This is a genomic window from Sulfitobacter maritimus, assembly GCF_013346665.1.
GTDB lineage: Bacteria > Pseudomonadota > Alphaproteobacteria > Rhodobacterales > Rhodobacteraceae > Sulfitobacter > Sulfitobacter maritimus.
The window spans coordinates 124,254-139,321 of the sequence record NZ_JABVBB010000021.1 but is presented as its reverse complement, the minus strand read 5'-3'; the positions used below and the strand labels follow the sequence as shown (position 1 = coordinate 139,321).

The following is a 15,068-nucleotide window of genomic DNA, read 5'->3' as shown; positions in this document are numbered from 1 at the left end:
GCGCATTTGCATCGAGGACGACCCAATGACCAAGTTTTGCCTGACCGTGACCTGTCCCTCCCGACGCGGGATCGTTGCTGCAATCGCAAAATACATCGCCGACACCGGCTGCAACATCACCGACAGCGCGCAGTTTGACGACACAGACAACGGGCAGTTCTTTATGCGCGTCAGCGCGGACGCGGAAACAGGCACGCCGCTTGAGGACTTGCGCGACGGTTTTGCCAAGATCGCCGAACCTTTTGACATGCGTTACCAGTTTTACGACCAAAACAGCACGATGAAGGTCGTCATCATGGTCTCGCGCTTTGGGCACTGCCTGAACGACCTGCTCTACCGCGTGCGCATTGGCGCTTTGCCGATCGAGATCGTGGCCGTGATATCAAACCATATGGACTATCAAAAGGTCGTGGTGAACCACGACATCCCCTTCCATCACATCAAGGTGACGCGCGAAAACAAGGCCGAGGCCGAAGCGCGGATTATGGAGGTGGTGCAGGACACCGGCGCGGAGTTAATCGTGCTGGCCCGTTATATGCAAATTCTGTCAGACGCGATGTGCCAGAAGATGAGCGGTCGGATCATCAATATCCACCATTCTTTCCTACCGTCCTTTAAGGGGGCAAACCCCTATAAGCAGGCCTATGAGCGTGGCGTAAAGCTGATCGGCGCGACCTCGCATTACGTGACCGCCGACCTTGATGAAGGGCCGATTATTGAACAGGACATCGTGCGGGTCACCCAAGCGCAGAACGCGTCTGACTATGTGTCCCTTGGGCGGGATGTTGAATCCAGCGTCTTGGCGCGGGCGATCCATGCCCATGCGCATCATCGGGTCTTTCTGAACGGCAACAAGACAGTTGTATTCCCGGCCTCGCCCGGCAGCTACAGCTCAAAGCTGATGGGTTAGACGGCCGCTCGCGCTCAGACGATATAGCGGTCCCAAGTACCATAATGTTCCGCGCTGCGCTTGCCGCGCGGCAGGCTGAGCGCGACCAATGCAATGCCTGACAGCACGCCAATCACGCTCCCTGCCACGGTGCCACCCGCCAAAATCCACGGGGCTACGATCAGCCACAGGCCAAAACCGATGTTCAGAAACCGCAGCGGGCGGGCAACTTCGGCCCATGCAATCACAGCTGTTGTAAGAACCAAAGCGCCAACCAAATGATCGCTCCCCGCGAGCGGCATGGCGTTGCCAAAGACCGCGCGGGACAACATCAGGAACAACCCGATTGCGGCACTCACCCCCAAGGTCCAAGGCACCGTGACACCGCGTGCGCTTTGGCGGGCGACTTCACGCGGCGGGGCATCAAAGCTCATCGTGCCGCCCGCCCGCGATCCCGGCAGCGCGTCACCCCGGAAGAACGCACGCCAGAACGGGCGACCCCGGCGCGTGTTCCAGATCAGGAATTGCACCATTGCAACGATTTCGTCCAAGGAGAATGGGATCATCACCAGCATCGCCGCAGCAGCAAGCAAGCAGATGGTGCAATAGGTGCCGATGGCGATGGGTTGGATGATAATGAAATAGATGCTGATGACGCCCAAAGGCCCGACCACAATGCCAAAAAGCGCGACCATCCACGGCATCGTGCGCCAGCGCTTGCGGCTGCCCATGACGCCCATGAGGATCTCAAACATATAGCTCATTGCGCCCAAACCGCCGTCGGCAATCGGCCATGTTTTCGAGACATCCGAGGTCACGATATATTCGCTGCCGTTCAGGTTTGACGGCGCGGCAAAGAACGGCTCCCAAATTCCGTCAATGTGGCCCAGTTGATAGGCCGACAGAATCCGCGACAACAAGAAACCGATCACGCCGAGCGCAATGATCGGCAGGCGCTGAACGTAGGTCGAAGGGCAGTAGGTCCAGCCCGGGGGAATGTCCCCATCATCCATCATCCCTTCCTGCGACATGCCGGGCATCATTGGGATCAGGATCGTCAACGCGATCACTAGCGCACCGATCAATGTATCATTAGCATAGACCGCCGCATCGGGCGTCCAAAACACCAATGGTGCGGCAAGCAGCCAAACCCCGAGCGCCGCATTGGCCCATTGCGCCCAACCGTTGCCGGGCTTCATGGAGATGAAGGCCAGCGCCGTGATCGCCAACCCCGTAAAGACGTTGTTCCAAGCGGTCAGCCAACTGCGCGTTGCGGCCGCCCACAGCCCCCGATCTTCGGTCACGCGCTGCACGGCGGCACTGAACTCGGTCTGATCGAACGTGCCGAACACCGATGGCGCGGTGGCCAGCCAAAGCCCCAGAGCAGCAACCAGCCAATGCACCCAAAGCATCTGAAAATGCATCATGCGCATGTGCTTGTCATGCTCACGCAGGGCAGTTTGCTGCTCAGCCGTGGTGTCGTCTTGCGTCTCGGCGGCGCTGTCCGTTGCCGCCTGCTCGACCTTTGCCGCTGCGACCCGCGCGGCGTTCAGACCGTTTTCCTCATACCAACGATAGGGATCGTCCTTCAGCTTTTGCAGCATCAGCGGCATGTCATGTTGCAGGCTGTGGCTTGGGGCCCAGTCCAGATGTTGTTTGGCCTGCTTCAGATCAAGCTCATAGTGATCGCTGGAAATATCGACCATCCATGCTCGGATGAAAGCATCCTCGCCAAAGAAGCGGTTCTCAACCCATGCCCCCATTTTCGCGACCTTCGGCGGCACATTCCATGTTACCCACTCCTCGCCATGCAATTCACGTCCGATCAGCCGTTGCAAGGCGCCAAAGGGCATGGGCTCCGCCTCGCCCAAGAGCACGGGAAAAACATCCGGCAGGCTGTGGCGGCACTCGACAATCCGCTCAATGGCATCCAGCAGATCGTCAAGGTGCAAGAACGCCTGCCCGCGCGACAGATCACCGGGATAGACCTTTCCGCTGAAACGCTTTTCGTAGATGCGCGCGATCTGATGCGCCAGAAAGGTCGAATGGCCCTCATCGTCGTAGATGCCAGCGGGCCGTAGGAAAACCAGCTTCTCGCGCCCCTTTTCCTCACGCAGCAATGCCTCGGTGCGGATTTTCGAGGCGCGGTAAGGCAGTTTGGGATCAAACGGCGCGTCTTCGTCTATCGGCTCTCCCGGTGCCGTCGGCGCATGCGCCAGCATGGTTGAGGCAAAGATGAATTGCTCAAGATCAAAGTCCTGCAGCCCTTTCAAAAGCCGTCTGCTGCCTTCAACGGTCACAGCGTCATAGGCTGGATTGTCCTCTCCGCTAAGGTCAAAGAACGCTGCGAGGTGAATGCAGGCAACGATCTGGTCGCCATAGGCAAGACGCAAGCGGGCGAGCGCTTTGTCGATGCTGTCTTGGTCGGTGATATCGAAACAAATGCACTCGGCTTGATGCGGCGGGTGTGGGGGCGAGCTGCGATCCAAGCCCACGACACGATAGTTCTCGTGCAACCGCTTAACGACCGCCGCACCGAGGTATCCGCTGGCCCCGGTTACAACGACAACTGGCTTATCGGACCTCTCCATGCTTTGCCTCCCGTCTTGCCCGCCAACGTTTTTGACCGCAGCCGCGCCCTGCTAAATCGGCAGAGCGACGATGAGGTATTCCTCCTATCATCCGCATCACCAGATCGCTGGGGCTGCTTGGCCATTGGCCTATAGGGGCATAACGAACTTCCCGCGCTGGAAGGTTCCAAGATGCCACCGCGCGGGACGCAATCCTTAATGGTCGTGCGGCTTCGCCCCACCCTGCGCTGCATCGCGGTCCTGTTTTTGGTGGCCAAACACGGACGCATCCTCATGCGCATTGGCAGAGGTTTCGAACTCAAGGCTCGAATGGGTGATGCCAAAGTCCTCCGCGAGCATTTTCTTAAGCGCTTGTTTGACAGGCTCCAACTCAGCCCAATCTGAGCCCTGCAACACCACATGGCAATCAAGCGCCACCTCATGCTCTTGCATCTGCCACAGGTGAACGTGATGCACATCGCGCACGCCCGCAACCTTGGTCATTGCCGCCACCACCGCCGCGGCGTCCATATCCGGCGGGCTGCCCAGCATCAGCATCCGGATTGGCCCGCCGATCTCGGTAAACGCGAGGTAGAGAATATATAGTGCAATACCAATGGTGATCGCGGGATCGACCCAGCGAAGATCGTAGAGAAGGATCAGCGTCCCGCCCACGATTACGGCAACAGAAGCCAGCGCGTCTGACAGATTGTGCAAGAACAGCGCCCTGATGTTCACGCTGTCTTTCTGCATCGAATAGGTCAGCAGCGCTGTCAGCGTATCAACCACCAGCGCGACGGTGCCGAGAATAACAACGGTCCAGCCCGCCACCTGCGGCGGGTCAATCATCCGCATCCCGCCCTCATAGACGAGATAGAAACCGACTAGAATGAGCGTGGTGTAATTGATCAAAGCGGCGACGATTTCGATGCGACCGTAACCAAAGGTCATGCGGGCATCCGCCGGGCGCCGCGCGATCTTCCGCGCAGCAAAAGCGATGACCAAAGAGGCCATGTCCGAAAAGTTGTGCAACGCATCGGCGATGAGCGCGAGCGACCCGGCAAAGATCCCGCCCACGATCTGCGCAACGGTCAAAAGCGCATTTGCCCATATGGCGAGCGAGACCCTGCGGTCTCCGCTTTCGGGGTCAATGTGGACATGGTCATGTGCCATTCGCGCCTCCTCACCAGTTTGGACAAACGCCGCGCTTTAGGCAGCCTTGTAGCTTGTGAACACTTCGGTACTGCCATCGCGGGCGATCAGATAAACGTCATAGGCGTCGCGCTCCGCTTCCGGCCCCATCCCCGGAGAGCCATAGGGCATCCCCGGCACGGCAAGACCGATCGCATCTGGACGCATGGCCAACAGTTTGTGGATATCTGCGGGCGGGACATGGCCTTCGATCATATAGCCATCGATCTTTGCTGTATGGCAGGAGGCCATGTTCTGCGGGATGCCGCTGTCTTGCTTGTATTTTATCAACAGCGTTCCAAGGCTGTTTTCCGTCGTCACGGCGAAACCTTCTTGCTCCAAGATTTCGATCCAAGCCGAGCAGCAACCGCAATTGGGGTCTTTCATCACATGGATCACAGGCTTTTCGCCTGCCCAGCTCGCAAAGGGTGCGGTGGCGGCAAGGCCTGCGAAAGAGGTCAGCAAGCTGCGTCTGGTGAGGGTCATGGAAAGTCCTTCCTAAATGTCAAACCGGTGAATCTTGAGGTACATGGGTTGTAGAGCGGTTGCTGGTGTCGGCTAGCTTTCTGGCATTGCTTGGCCGGAAGAACAGCAGCCGCAAAGCGTTCAATGTGACCAAGACGGTCGCGCCTGTATCGGCCAAAATCGCGATCCACAGTCCGGTGATACCAAACACTGTGGTCACCAGAAAGACCGCCTTCAGCCCAAGCGCAATGGCAATGTTCTGCCTGATATTGCGCATCGCGGCGCGGGCGAGCCGGATTTGTCCCGGCACATCCGTTACCCTGTCGCGCAGGATCGCGGCATCGGCGGTTTCGAGCGCCACATCGGTGCCAGAGCCCATCGCGACCCCCAGATGCGCTGCGGCCAATGCGGGGGCGTCGTTGATCCCGTCGCCGATCATCATAACCCTGCTGTCCGCCGCCAGCTTTTGAATTTCCGTCACCTTATCCTCGGGCATCAACTCGGCCCGGTGGTCGATGCCAAGCCCTTCGGCGATGGCCGAAGCTGTACGCCAGTTGTCGCCGGTCAGCATCACCGAGGAGATGCCCAAGGCTTGTAGCTGCGCCACCGCCTCTGCCGCATCGCCGCGCGGTTCATCGCGCAAGGCGATCAGGCCAAGTGCCACATCATCGCGCAGCACGATCACCACCGTCTTGCCCTGCCCTTCGAGCGCTTCAACCGCCCCGCGCAGCCCCTCTGAAACAGCATCACGCTCCGCTGCCAACCGGGGTGACGCGACACAAAGCGTGGCCCCTGCGATCACCGCCTCGACCCCTTTGCCGGGCAAGGCGCGCGCGTCGGTCACGGCAGCGGCATCAATCCCCCGAACTTCTGCGTCGCGGCAAATCGCTTGACCGAGCGGATGGCTCGCGCCGCTCTCAACCCCGGCGGCGAGCGCCAAGAGATCGGCCTCGCTTCCATCCAACACCTGAACATCGGTCACGCGGGGCTTACCGTGGGTCAGCGTTCCGGTCTTGTCGAACGCCACATGGGTCACCCGCGCAGCGGCTTCGATCACCGCGCCGCCTTTCATTAGCAGCCCGTTTCGCGCTCCGGTAGACAGAGCCGAGGTAATGGCGGCAGGGACCGAGATTACCAACGCACAGGGGCAACCGATCAGCAACAGGGCCAGCGCCCGGTAGACCCATTCGCTCCAGTCGCCACCAAAGGCGAGCGGCGGGACCACAGCCACCAAAACGGCCATGCCAACCACGGCGGGCATGTAGACGCGGCTGAACCGGTCAATGAACCGCTCCGTTGGGGCGCGGGCGCTTTCGGCTTCCTCGATCAGGCGCACGATGCGGGCGATGGTATTGTCCGCGGCAGCCTTGGTCACCCGCACGCGCAGCAGCGCTTCTGTGTTGATCGACCCGGCAAAAACCTCCGCCCCCGGCTCTTTAAGACGCGGCACGCTCTCGCCGGTCACCGGGCTTTCGTCGACGCCAGAGACGCCGCTTACGACTGCGCCGTCGCAAGGCACCCTGTCTCCGGGCCGGACCTGCACAATCTGGCCCACCGAAAGGGTCTCCGCCGCCACCTCCCGCGTTTGGCGCCCGACTTCAAGCCGCGCTGTTTTCGGCACCAGTCCCGCGAGCGCCCGAATGCTGTTGCGCGCTTTGCCGGCTGACACGCCTTCGAGCAGCTCGCCCACCGCAAAGAGAAAGACCACCAGCGCGGCTTCTTCGGGCTCCCCAATCACCAGCGCACCGCTCGCGGCGATGGTCATTAACATTTCAATGGTAAAGGGCATGCCCACCCGCGCCATCGCAAAGGCGCGACGCGCAACCGGGATCAGCCCGAGCAAAGTGGCAAGGACAAATGCCCAATGCGACGTCTCAGCAGGCAAAACCAACCGCGATGCCCAAGCTACGGCGAGCAAGGCCCCGCTGCCCAGCACCAAACGGCCTTTCGCGGTCTGATACCATGCAAGCTCTGGGGTCTCTTCGGGCGCATCGTTTTGCGCTGATGCCTCTTGCGCACCACCGATCACCGCGTCCTCTGGCAGGATAAAACCGCCCGGAGGTCTTTCTGCCTTGGCTCCCTTCGGGGCGATACCAAACCCAATACCGCGCACGGCTTTCTCGACCCGTTCGGGTGAGGTTTCGCGGCTGTCCAGCGTCAGACGCAGCCGTTCCGACATCAGCGCGACGTCGACATCAGCCACCCCCGGCAGACCTTCGACCGCGCCGCGCACCTTGGCCGCGCAAGACCCGCAATCCATTCCTGTGACGCGCCATTCGCGCTGAGTTGTGGTGCCATCCGTCATGTCTGCCCTCGATCCGACTCATGCTTTAGAAGGAAGATACGATCTACAGCCGCTGTAGCTTCAAGCGCTTTGTAAAACTTTTTCGACCCCGCCTGACGTTAGGAAACAGCATGAGCCCCGCTCATCGCCGGACCGAGCGTCGCCGCCCGGCGATCATGCCAAGGCGCAAGGAAGGATTGCCACCGGTCCTCTTGCGCCGCGCAGGGTCAGCAATCTACAGTGGCTGTAGGAAGTAGGAGACCTCGTCATGCTCGCCATTGGGACACTTGCAAAGCGCACGGGCACCAAAGTCCAGACAATCCGCTACTACGAACAGATCGGCCTGATGCCGGAACCTGGCCGCACCGACGGCGGCCAGCGGCGCTATGGAGATGCGGAACTGGACCGCCTTGCCTTTATCCGCCACGCTCGCCAACTTGGCTTTTCCCTCGAAGCGATCCGCGAGTTGCTGGACCTTTCGGACATGCCGGACCGGTCCTGCGCGCAGGTGGATGCAATCGCCCAAAAGCAACTACGCGAAGTCGAAGCGCGGCTGGTGCGGCTCGAAGCTCTGCGCATCGAACTCCAGCGGATGATTGGTGCCTGTAACGCGGACCGGGTGGCCGATTGCCGTATTTTGGAGGTGTTGCGCGACCATGAGGAATGTCTGGCGGATCATGCGGCAACAGGCTGACCCCCGGTCTGTACCGAGCACGCAAAACGAAAAAGCCGGCGTGTTCTTACACCCCGGCTTTGTCGACTGCTCATTATGTGCTTCAGCCGATACGGTAGTTCGGCGACTCCCGTGTGATCTGAACGTCATGCACATGGCTTTCCTTCAGCCCTGCGCCGGTAATCTTTACAAAAGTACAATCGCGGCGCATTTCTTCGACCGTGGCGCAGCCGGTATAGCCCATGGCGGCCCGAAGTCCGCCGACCAATTGGTGCAAGACATTGCCCGCGCTGCCTTTGTAAGGCACCTGCCCCTCAATGCCTTCCGGCACCAGTTTGTCGCTTGCTGCGTCTTTCTGAAAGTACCGATCCGCCGAGCCGCGGGCCATGGCGCCCATGCTGCCCATGCCACGGTAGCTTTTGAAACTGCGGCCTTGATAGAGGATGACCTCGCCGGGGCTTTCATCGGTCCCCGCAATCATAGAGCCGACCATGGCGCAGGACGCGCCTGCAGCAATCGCCTTTGCGAAATCGCCTGAGAATTTGATGCCCCCATCCGCGATAACCGGCACGTCACCGGCTGCGGCGGCGCAATCCATGATGGCGGTAAGCTGCGGCACGCCCACGCCTGCGACCATGCGGGTGGTGCAGATGGAGCCGGGGCCGATGCCAACCTTCACCGCATCGGCGCCCGCGTCAATCAATGCCCGCGTCGCCGCGCCGGTGGCGACGTTCCCAGCCACGACCTGCACATCGCCAAACTGTTTCTTAGCGCGCGCCACTGCCTGCGCCACGCCTTCGGAATGTCCATGCGCCGTGTCGATCACGATCATATCGACCCCGGCATCCACCAGCGCCTCTGACCGTTCAAACCCCGCGTCCCCAACCGTGGTCGCAGCAGCAACGCGCAGGCGGCCCAGATCGTCCTTGCAAGCGGTGGGGTTCAGCACCGCCTGTTCGGTGTCGCGCAGGGTCAGCAGGCCGGTCAGTTTGCCATTGGCATCGGTGACCAACAGTTTTTCAATCCGGCGCGACTTCATCAGGCTGATGGCCTCGTCACGGTCTGCGGGTTCGTGCAGGATCGCCAAACGGTCCGAGGTCATCATAACTGAGACCGGCGTGCGGTCGTCACTGGCAAAACGCATGTCGCGGTTGGTGACAATCCCCAGCACCCGGCCTTGGTCGTCCACAACCGGAAAGCCAGTGACACGGTAGCGCTCTTGCAAGTCCTTGGCATCTGCCAAAGTCTGTTCTGGCCGCAGGGTGATCGGGTTGTAGACAATGCCGCTTTCGAACCGCTTGACCCGGCGCACTTCACGCGCTTGCTCTTCGATTGTGAGGTTGCGATGCACGACCCCCATGCCCCCGGCCTGTGCCAGCGCAATCGCCATGCCGCTTTCGGTCACCGTATCCATGGCCGAGCTGAGCAGCGGGATGTTGAGCGCGATGCTCTGCGTGACGCGGGTTCTTGTATCTGCGGTAGACGGCAACACAGAGGACGCCGCAGGAACCAGCAGTACGTCATCAAAGGTCAGGGCCTCACGAATCTCCATTTAACACCTCGGTCTGGATGGGTTCATTTGGCGGTTTCCTATTTCACGGATGGCAAAGATTGGAAAGACCTATTCCCCTGCGTCACCCAGACGGGCTGAATGACGCGCCAATCACAAGAATTGCCGCGCATTGCCTTCCCCCTGCCGCGCGGAACGCTATGGTGGCGCAAAGCAGTCAAGGACGGACCAAATGAGCAGCGATCCCCTCGTGATTTTTACGCCCTCCGGCAAGAGAGGGCGTTTTCCCAAAGGCACCCCGGTGCTGACCGCCGCACGGCAGTTGGGCGTTGATCTGGACTCTGTCTGTGGCGGGCGCGGCATTTGCTCGAAATGTCAGGTCTCGCCCGGCTATGGCACCTTTTCCAAACACGGCGTTACCGTGGCCCCCGATGCATTGAGCCCCTGGAACGCGGTCGAAGAGCGCTACGACGAGAAGCGCGGGTTGAAAGAGGGTCGCCGTCTGGGCTGTCAGGCGACGGTACAGGGCGATGTTGTGATCGACGTCCCTGCTGAAAGCCAAGTGCATAAGCAAGTGGTGCGCAAACGCGCCGAGGCCCGTGACATCGTGCTGAACCCGGCTGTCAAACTCTATGTTGTTGAGGTTGACGAGCCGGACATGCATGAGCCGTCGGGCGATCTGGAACGGCTGCGCTTAGCACTGGAAGAACAATGGGGGCTGAGCAATGTCGGCGCTGATCTGCACATTTTGCAGATCATGCAGCCCATCCTGCGCAAAGGCGCGTGGAAAGTGACCGTTGCCGTACATCTGGGCGATCAGGACAACCCGCCCCGGATCATGCAGATCTGGCCGGGGCAGTACGAAGGCCGGGTCTATGGCCTTGCCGTTGATCTGGGCTCTACCACCATCGCGGGCCATCTGTGCGACCTGCAAAGCGGCGAGGTCATCGCGTCTTCGGGCGTGATGAACCCGCAAATCCGCTTTGGCGAAGACCTGATGAGCCGCGTGAGCTACTCCATGATGAACCCCCAAGGCGCCGAGGAAATGACCCGCGCCGTGCGCGAGGGCATGTGTGGGCTGTTCACCCAAATCGCCGCCGAGGCCGAGATCGACCAAAAGCTGATCGTTGACGCGGTATTTGTCTGCAACCCGGTGATGCACCACCTGCTGCTGGGCATCGATCCTTTTGAACTGGGCCAAGCCCCCTTCGCGCTTGCCACCTCTGGCGCAATGCGGCTTCGGGCGACGGATCTTGATCTCAACATCCATCCAGCCGCGCGGGTCTATCTGCTGCCCTGTATTGCGGGCCATGTGGGCGCGGATGCCGCTGCCGTCGCGCTGTCCGAGGCGCCGCAGAAATCCGATGATTTGATGCTCGTTGTGGACGTTGGCACCAATGCTGAAATCCTGCTCGGCAATAAAGAAAAAGTGCTGGCCTGTTCCTCGCCCACCGGCCCGGCCTTTGAAGGGGCGCAGATCAGTTCCGGTCAACGCGCTGCCCCCGGGGCGATCGAGCGGGTCGAGATTGACCCAGACACCAAAGTCGCTCGGTTCAAGGTGATCGGCTGTGATATCTGGTCCGACGACGAAGGCTTTGAGGAGGCCGTTGCCGCGACAGGCATCACGGGCATCTGCGGCTCTGGCATCATCGAAATGGTGGCCGAGATGCGGATTCACGGCATTGTCGACGCGCCGGGTCTGATCGGCACGGCAGAGCAAACCGGATCGGCGTCGGTCTTCCAAGACGGGCGTACCAACAGCTATCAGGTCTATGATGGCACGGTCAAAGGGGGCCCCAAGATCACCGTGACCAACCGTGACATTCGCGAAATCCAAATGGCTAAGGCGGCGCTTTATTCCGGGGCGCGGTTGCTGATGGATAAATTCGGTGTCGACAAGGTCGACCGTGTGGTGCTGGCCGGTGCCTTTGGTGCGCATATCAGCCCGCGCCACGCGATGGTGTTGGGCATGATCCCAGATGCGCCGCTGGATAAGGTGAGCAGCGCGGGCAATGCCGCAGGCACTGGCGCACGGATTGCGCTTCTCAACACCGATGCCCGCGCCGAAATCGAAAAGACCGTCCATGCGATCCACAAGATCGAAACCGCGGTCGAACCGCGCTTTCAGGAGCATTTCGTCAATGCCTCTGCGATCCCCAATGCGGTTGAACCTTTCCCGATCCTAAACAGTCTTGTGGCGCTTCCTGATATCACCTTTAACACCGGCGGCTCCGGCCCTGCGGGGGGCGAAGGCGGCGGGCGGCGGCGCAGAAGAAGGGCCAGCACATGAACCAAGACAACAGCGATCAGGTCCAATTCTGGAGCAGCCATGTGGGCGAGAAATGGGCGCGCCGTCAGGCTGAGTTGGACGGGCTGATGCAACCGGTGCTCGACGGTATCCTTGCCCGCGCAGCGCTGCGTGCCGGAGACCGGGTGCTCGACATTGGCTGCGGTGCGGGCGCGGCGAGCCTTGCGGCGGCCGAGCGTGTGGGGAGCAGCGGCGCGGTGCTGGGGGTCGATGTCTCGCCCCCCTTGCTGGACCTCGCCCGCAGCCGCGCCGCAGGCCTGCCCCAAGTGACGTTCCATCACGGTGACGCGGCGACATTGGACCTCGACCGCCCGTTCGACCGGCTGATCTCGCGCTTCGGCGTTATGTTCTTCGCTGATCCGGTGGCGGGCTTTGCCCAAATGGAAAGGCAAATTACCCCCGGCGGGCGGCTCAGCGTGGCAACATGGGGGCAAATCCCCGATAACCCGTTCTTTACCCTGCCTGCACGTGCGGCGCGCCAAACGCTCGGCTCAATGCCTAAAAGTGACCCAGACGCCCCCGGCCCCTTTGCCATGCGCGACCCCGACCGGGTGACTCAGATTTTGCAGGAGGCAGGTTGGGCATCCGTAGACTGCGCGGTTGAGACCTTGACCCTAACGCCCGAGGGCGGTGCCGACGCCCTTGCCGAGCAGATGTGCGAGATCGGCCCTGCCGGTGGTGCGATCACTTACTTTCAACCCGAACCTGCGCAGATCAAAGAGTTGCAGCAAGCCATAGCGGAGGCGCTTGCGGACTATGTGCAGAACGGCGAAGTCCGCCTGCCCGCGCAGATCAATTTCGTCACCGCGACCAAACCCTGACTTGACCTTTCCGACGCTGCCAATTATCTCACCCTCAGCGCGCGGGTATGGTGAAAAGGTATCACGGCAGCTTCCCAAGCTTTAGTTACGAGTTCGATTCTCGTTACCCGCTCCATCGCGCCACCTTTCCCTTCTGAAGGGAACAATTTCATCCAGTTTTCTCCGTCAATTGCGTCGCTTCCCGCGAAAAGCAATGTTTCGTCAGATTTCTGACATCTTTGCCTTCAAAGGTATCAACAGCAGGAGGAAACGGCAGCGCGTTCATTACAGGGTGTATCTCGCGGCCACATAAAAAGGATGAAAGCGTGGCTAACACGTTTCGGGAGACTTTAAGGTCCAAGGCCTATATTCTATTAAACGTGATCGTCTTGTGCTGCGTGGCGGGCATCACCTATTCGATTTTCAAACTGGATCACGATCAACATATTGCAAGCCTGCGGCAAGACGCCCGCCAGGCGCTTCATGAGGTCTCCAACCTCGTCCAGCATCAGTTTCAAGAAACCGTTCTCGTCACCAAGAACATTGAGAACATTCTGCTGTCGTCTGAAGCCTTTAAGGAAAAGAAGATCGAACTCTTGGTGCAGGATCTGCTGCAGGAAAATCCCGGCATCATCACCTATGCGCTGGCACCCGACCTGAAGATTTCCCGCAGTTTTCCTGAGACCGCCGACGGCAATATTGTAGGCCTTGAGTATAAGAACATCCCCGCGCAGCTGTCGGGGGTGGCCAATGCCTACCGCCGCCAAACCCCCACCATCGAAGGCCCGCTGTCGCTCGTTCAGGGCGGCAAGGGCTATATCATGCATTATCCGGTGTTTGAACGCCCCCAGGGGCTGGGCGCGCCGCGGTTCTGGGGGGTCATTTCCATCGTCTTTGACTGTGAAACCCTTTTTGGCCTGCAAGAGAACAACCCTCACCTCGCGGGGGAATACGCCTTTGACCTTGCCCCCCTGCCTGCTGGCAGCACTCTCACCGTGCCCCGTGACAGCGATGCAGATGAACATATCGCCCGCAGCCGGTTTGAACTGCATGGCAAGCTTTGGGAGGCCAGCGCACGGCTAACCCACGGCCTGCCACCCTATTCACCGCAAAGCCCTTATCTCGTGGCTTTCGCGCTATTTGCGACGATTGCACTTCTCGCCGGGCTTTGGGCGTTCCGCCGTGTCACCTTGAAAAAACAAGAGGCGCATACCCTTCTGACTGAGGCGATCAACGCCATTCAAGAAGGTTTCATCGCCTTTGATGAAAAGGAACGTCTGGTCTCTGTGAACAAAAAGTTCTGCGAGTATCACCCTAAGGTTGCCGACCGTTTGACCCCCGGCCGCACCATGGAAGAACTGCTGCGCATTTGGGTCGAAGAGAACCAGTTTCCCGCCGAAGTGAGCGAACGCGAACCATGGATCGCCAAACGCATGGCGCGGTTTCGCAATCCCACCGGATCGTTCTTGCTGGAGGTGAGCAAAGACTTTTGGGTCAAGGTGAATGAGGCCAAAACCCCTCATGGCTATACAGTTGGCATTTGGACCAATATCACCGCAGAAAAACGCGCGATCGACGCCGCCGAGGCTGCAGACCGCGAAAAGACCGAGTTTTTGAACAACGTCAGCCACGAATTGCGCACCCCTTTGACAGTGATCTCGGGGCGGGCGACCTTCTTGCAACATGCTGAACGTTTGCCGCAGGCCCGTCGCTTGCAAACCGCGCTCGACAACAGCAGCGGCACATCGCCAGAGATCCGCAGTGGCGTGGACGATTACCAGACTTTCATCGCAGAACAGGCCGGTGGCATCGCGGGATCGTCGAAACATATGCTGCGGCTGGTTGAGGATTTGCTTGACTGGACCAAGGTCGCCCGCGGCAAAATGGAACTGGACCTGCAAGAGATTGAGGCAAGCGACATTGCCCGCTCCGTCGCCGAAGACCTGCGCCCAGATGCCGAGGCCAAGGGGCTGAGCCTGACCTATGATGACAACGGCGCGGCCACCGTCAACGCGGACCCGGTCCGTCTGCGCCAAATCCTTTACAACCTGATCTCCAACGCAATCAAATTCACCAAGTCCGGCAACATCCACCTATCGATGGTCCAATCCGCTGAGCAGATCACCTTTAGCGTTACTGACACTGGCTGTGGCATCTCGCCCGAAGATTTGGACCGCGTTTTCCTACGGTTTCAACAGGTTGACGGATCCATGTCCCGTGAAAACGGGGGGCTGGGGTTGGGTTTGGCGATTGCCGAACAACTGGCCTCGCTCCACGGTGGCGGCTTGGCACTGGAAAGTGAGGTCGACGTCGGCAGCACCTTCCGCCTAACCCTGCCCCGGCCCGCGGTGGAATGCGCCCTGTCACGCTCGGCCTAA

Annotated in this window: 10 protein-coding genes and 1 tRNA gene; 6 read left to right on the top strand and 5 right to left on the bottom strand. The window is 60.2% G+C overall.

Annotation, left to right across the window (positions count from 1 at the left end):
• Nucleotides 1-25 precede the first annotated feature (25 nt).
• The gene (gene purU / locus HTT03_RS02605) at nucleotides 26-910 is read left to right on the top strand and encodes a formyltetrahydrofolate deformylase (RefSeq protein WP_174858321.1); all 885 of its coding nucleotides are present in this window, start codon (nucleotides 26-28) and stop codon (nucleotides 908-910) included.
• 14 nt (nucleotides 911-924) lie between these two features.
• Here purU and HTT03_RS02600 read toward each other — a convergent pair whose 3' ends face one another.
• The 4 genes from HTT03_RS02600 to HTT03_RS02585 all read right to left on the bottom strand — a co-directional run bounded on the left by HTT03_RS02600 (nucleotide 925) and on the right by HTT03_RS02585 (nucleotide 7,420).
• Complete coding sequence (locus HTT03_RS02600) at nucleotides 925-3,480, bottom strand: NAD-dependent epimerase/dehydratase family protein (RefSeq protein ID WP_174858320.1); 2,556 nt, start codon at nucleotides 3,478-3,480, stop codon at nucleotides 925-927.
• Between the two features lie 195 nt (nucleotides 3,481-3,675).
• Nucleotides 3,676-4,632: a cation diffusion facilitator family transporter gene (locus HTT03_RS02595; protein WP_174858319.1), complete on the bottom strand. Its 957-nt coding sequence runs from the start codon at nucleotides 4,630-4,632 to the stop codon at nucleotides 3,676-3,678.
• 36 nt (nucleotides 4,633-4,668) lie between these two features.
• The gene (locus HTT03_RS02590; RefSeq protein ID WP_174858318.1) at nucleotides 4,669-5,136 is read right to left on the bottom strand and encodes a DUF411 domain-containing protein; all 468 of its coding nucleotides are present in this window, start codon (nucleotides 5,134-5,136) and stop codon (nucleotides 4,669-4,671) included.
• A gap of 19 nt (nucleotides 5,137-5,155) precedes the next feature.
• Nucleotides 5,156-7,420, bottom strand: coding sequence for a heavy metal translocating P-type ATPase (locus HTT03_RS02585; protein ID WP_174858317.1), 2,265 nt, complete (start codon nucleotides 7,418-7,420; stop codon nucleotides 5,156-5,158).
• A gap of 247 nt (nucleotides 7,421-7,667) precedes the next feature.
• Here HTT03_RS02585 and HTT03_RS02580 point away from each other — a divergent pair, with 247 nt between their 5' ends.
• A complete protein-coding gene (locus HTT03_RS02580; protein ID WP_174858316.1) occupies nucleotides 7,668-8,093 on the top strand; it encodes a MerR family transcriptional regulator in 426 nt (141 codons plus the stop codon).
• Between the two features lie 82 nt (nucleotides 8,094-8,175).
• Here the strand turns inward: HTT03_RS02580 and guaB are convergent, their stop codons facing one another.
• On the bottom strand, nucleotides 8,176-9,624 hold the full coding sequence (gene guaB / locus HTT03_RS02575) for an IMP dehydrogenase (RefSeq protein ID WP_174858315.1): 1,449 nt from the start codon (nucleotides 9,622-9,624) through the stop codon (nucleotides 8,176-8,178).
• A gap of 190 nt (nucleotides 9,625-9,814) precedes the next feature.
• On the opposite strand from guaB, the gene HTT03_RS02570 reads away from it, so the two are divergent.
• The 4 genes from HTT03_RS02570 (at nucleotide 9,815) to HTT03_RS02555 (ending at nucleotide 15,068) form a co-directional block, all read left to right on the top strand.
• Nucleotides 9,815-11,872, top strand: a complete 2,058-nt coding sequence (locus HTT03_RS02570) for an ASKHA domain-containing protein (protein WP_174858314.1) — start codon at nucleotides 9,815-9,817, stop codon at nucleotides 11,870-11,872.
• Nucleotides 11,869-12,711, top strand: a complete 843-nt coding sequence (locus HTT03_RS02565; protein WP_174858313.1) for a class I SAM-dependent methyltransferase — start codon at nucleotides 11,869-11,871, stop codon at nucleotides 12,709-12,711. Before HTT03_RS02570 ends, HTT03_RS02565 begins: the two co-directional genes overlap by 4 nt.
• Nucleotides 12,712-12,752: 41 nt before the next feature.
• A tRNA-Gly gene (locus tag HTT03_RS02560) sits at nucleotides 12,753-12,826 on the top strand.
• Nucleotides 12,827-13,016: 190 nt separating this feature from the next.
• On the top strand, nucleotides 13,017-15,068 hold the full coding sequence (locus HTT03_RS02555; RefSeq protein WP_174858312.1) for an ATP-binding protein: 2,052 nt from the start codon (nucleotides 13,017-13,019) through the stop codon (nucleotides 15,066-15,068).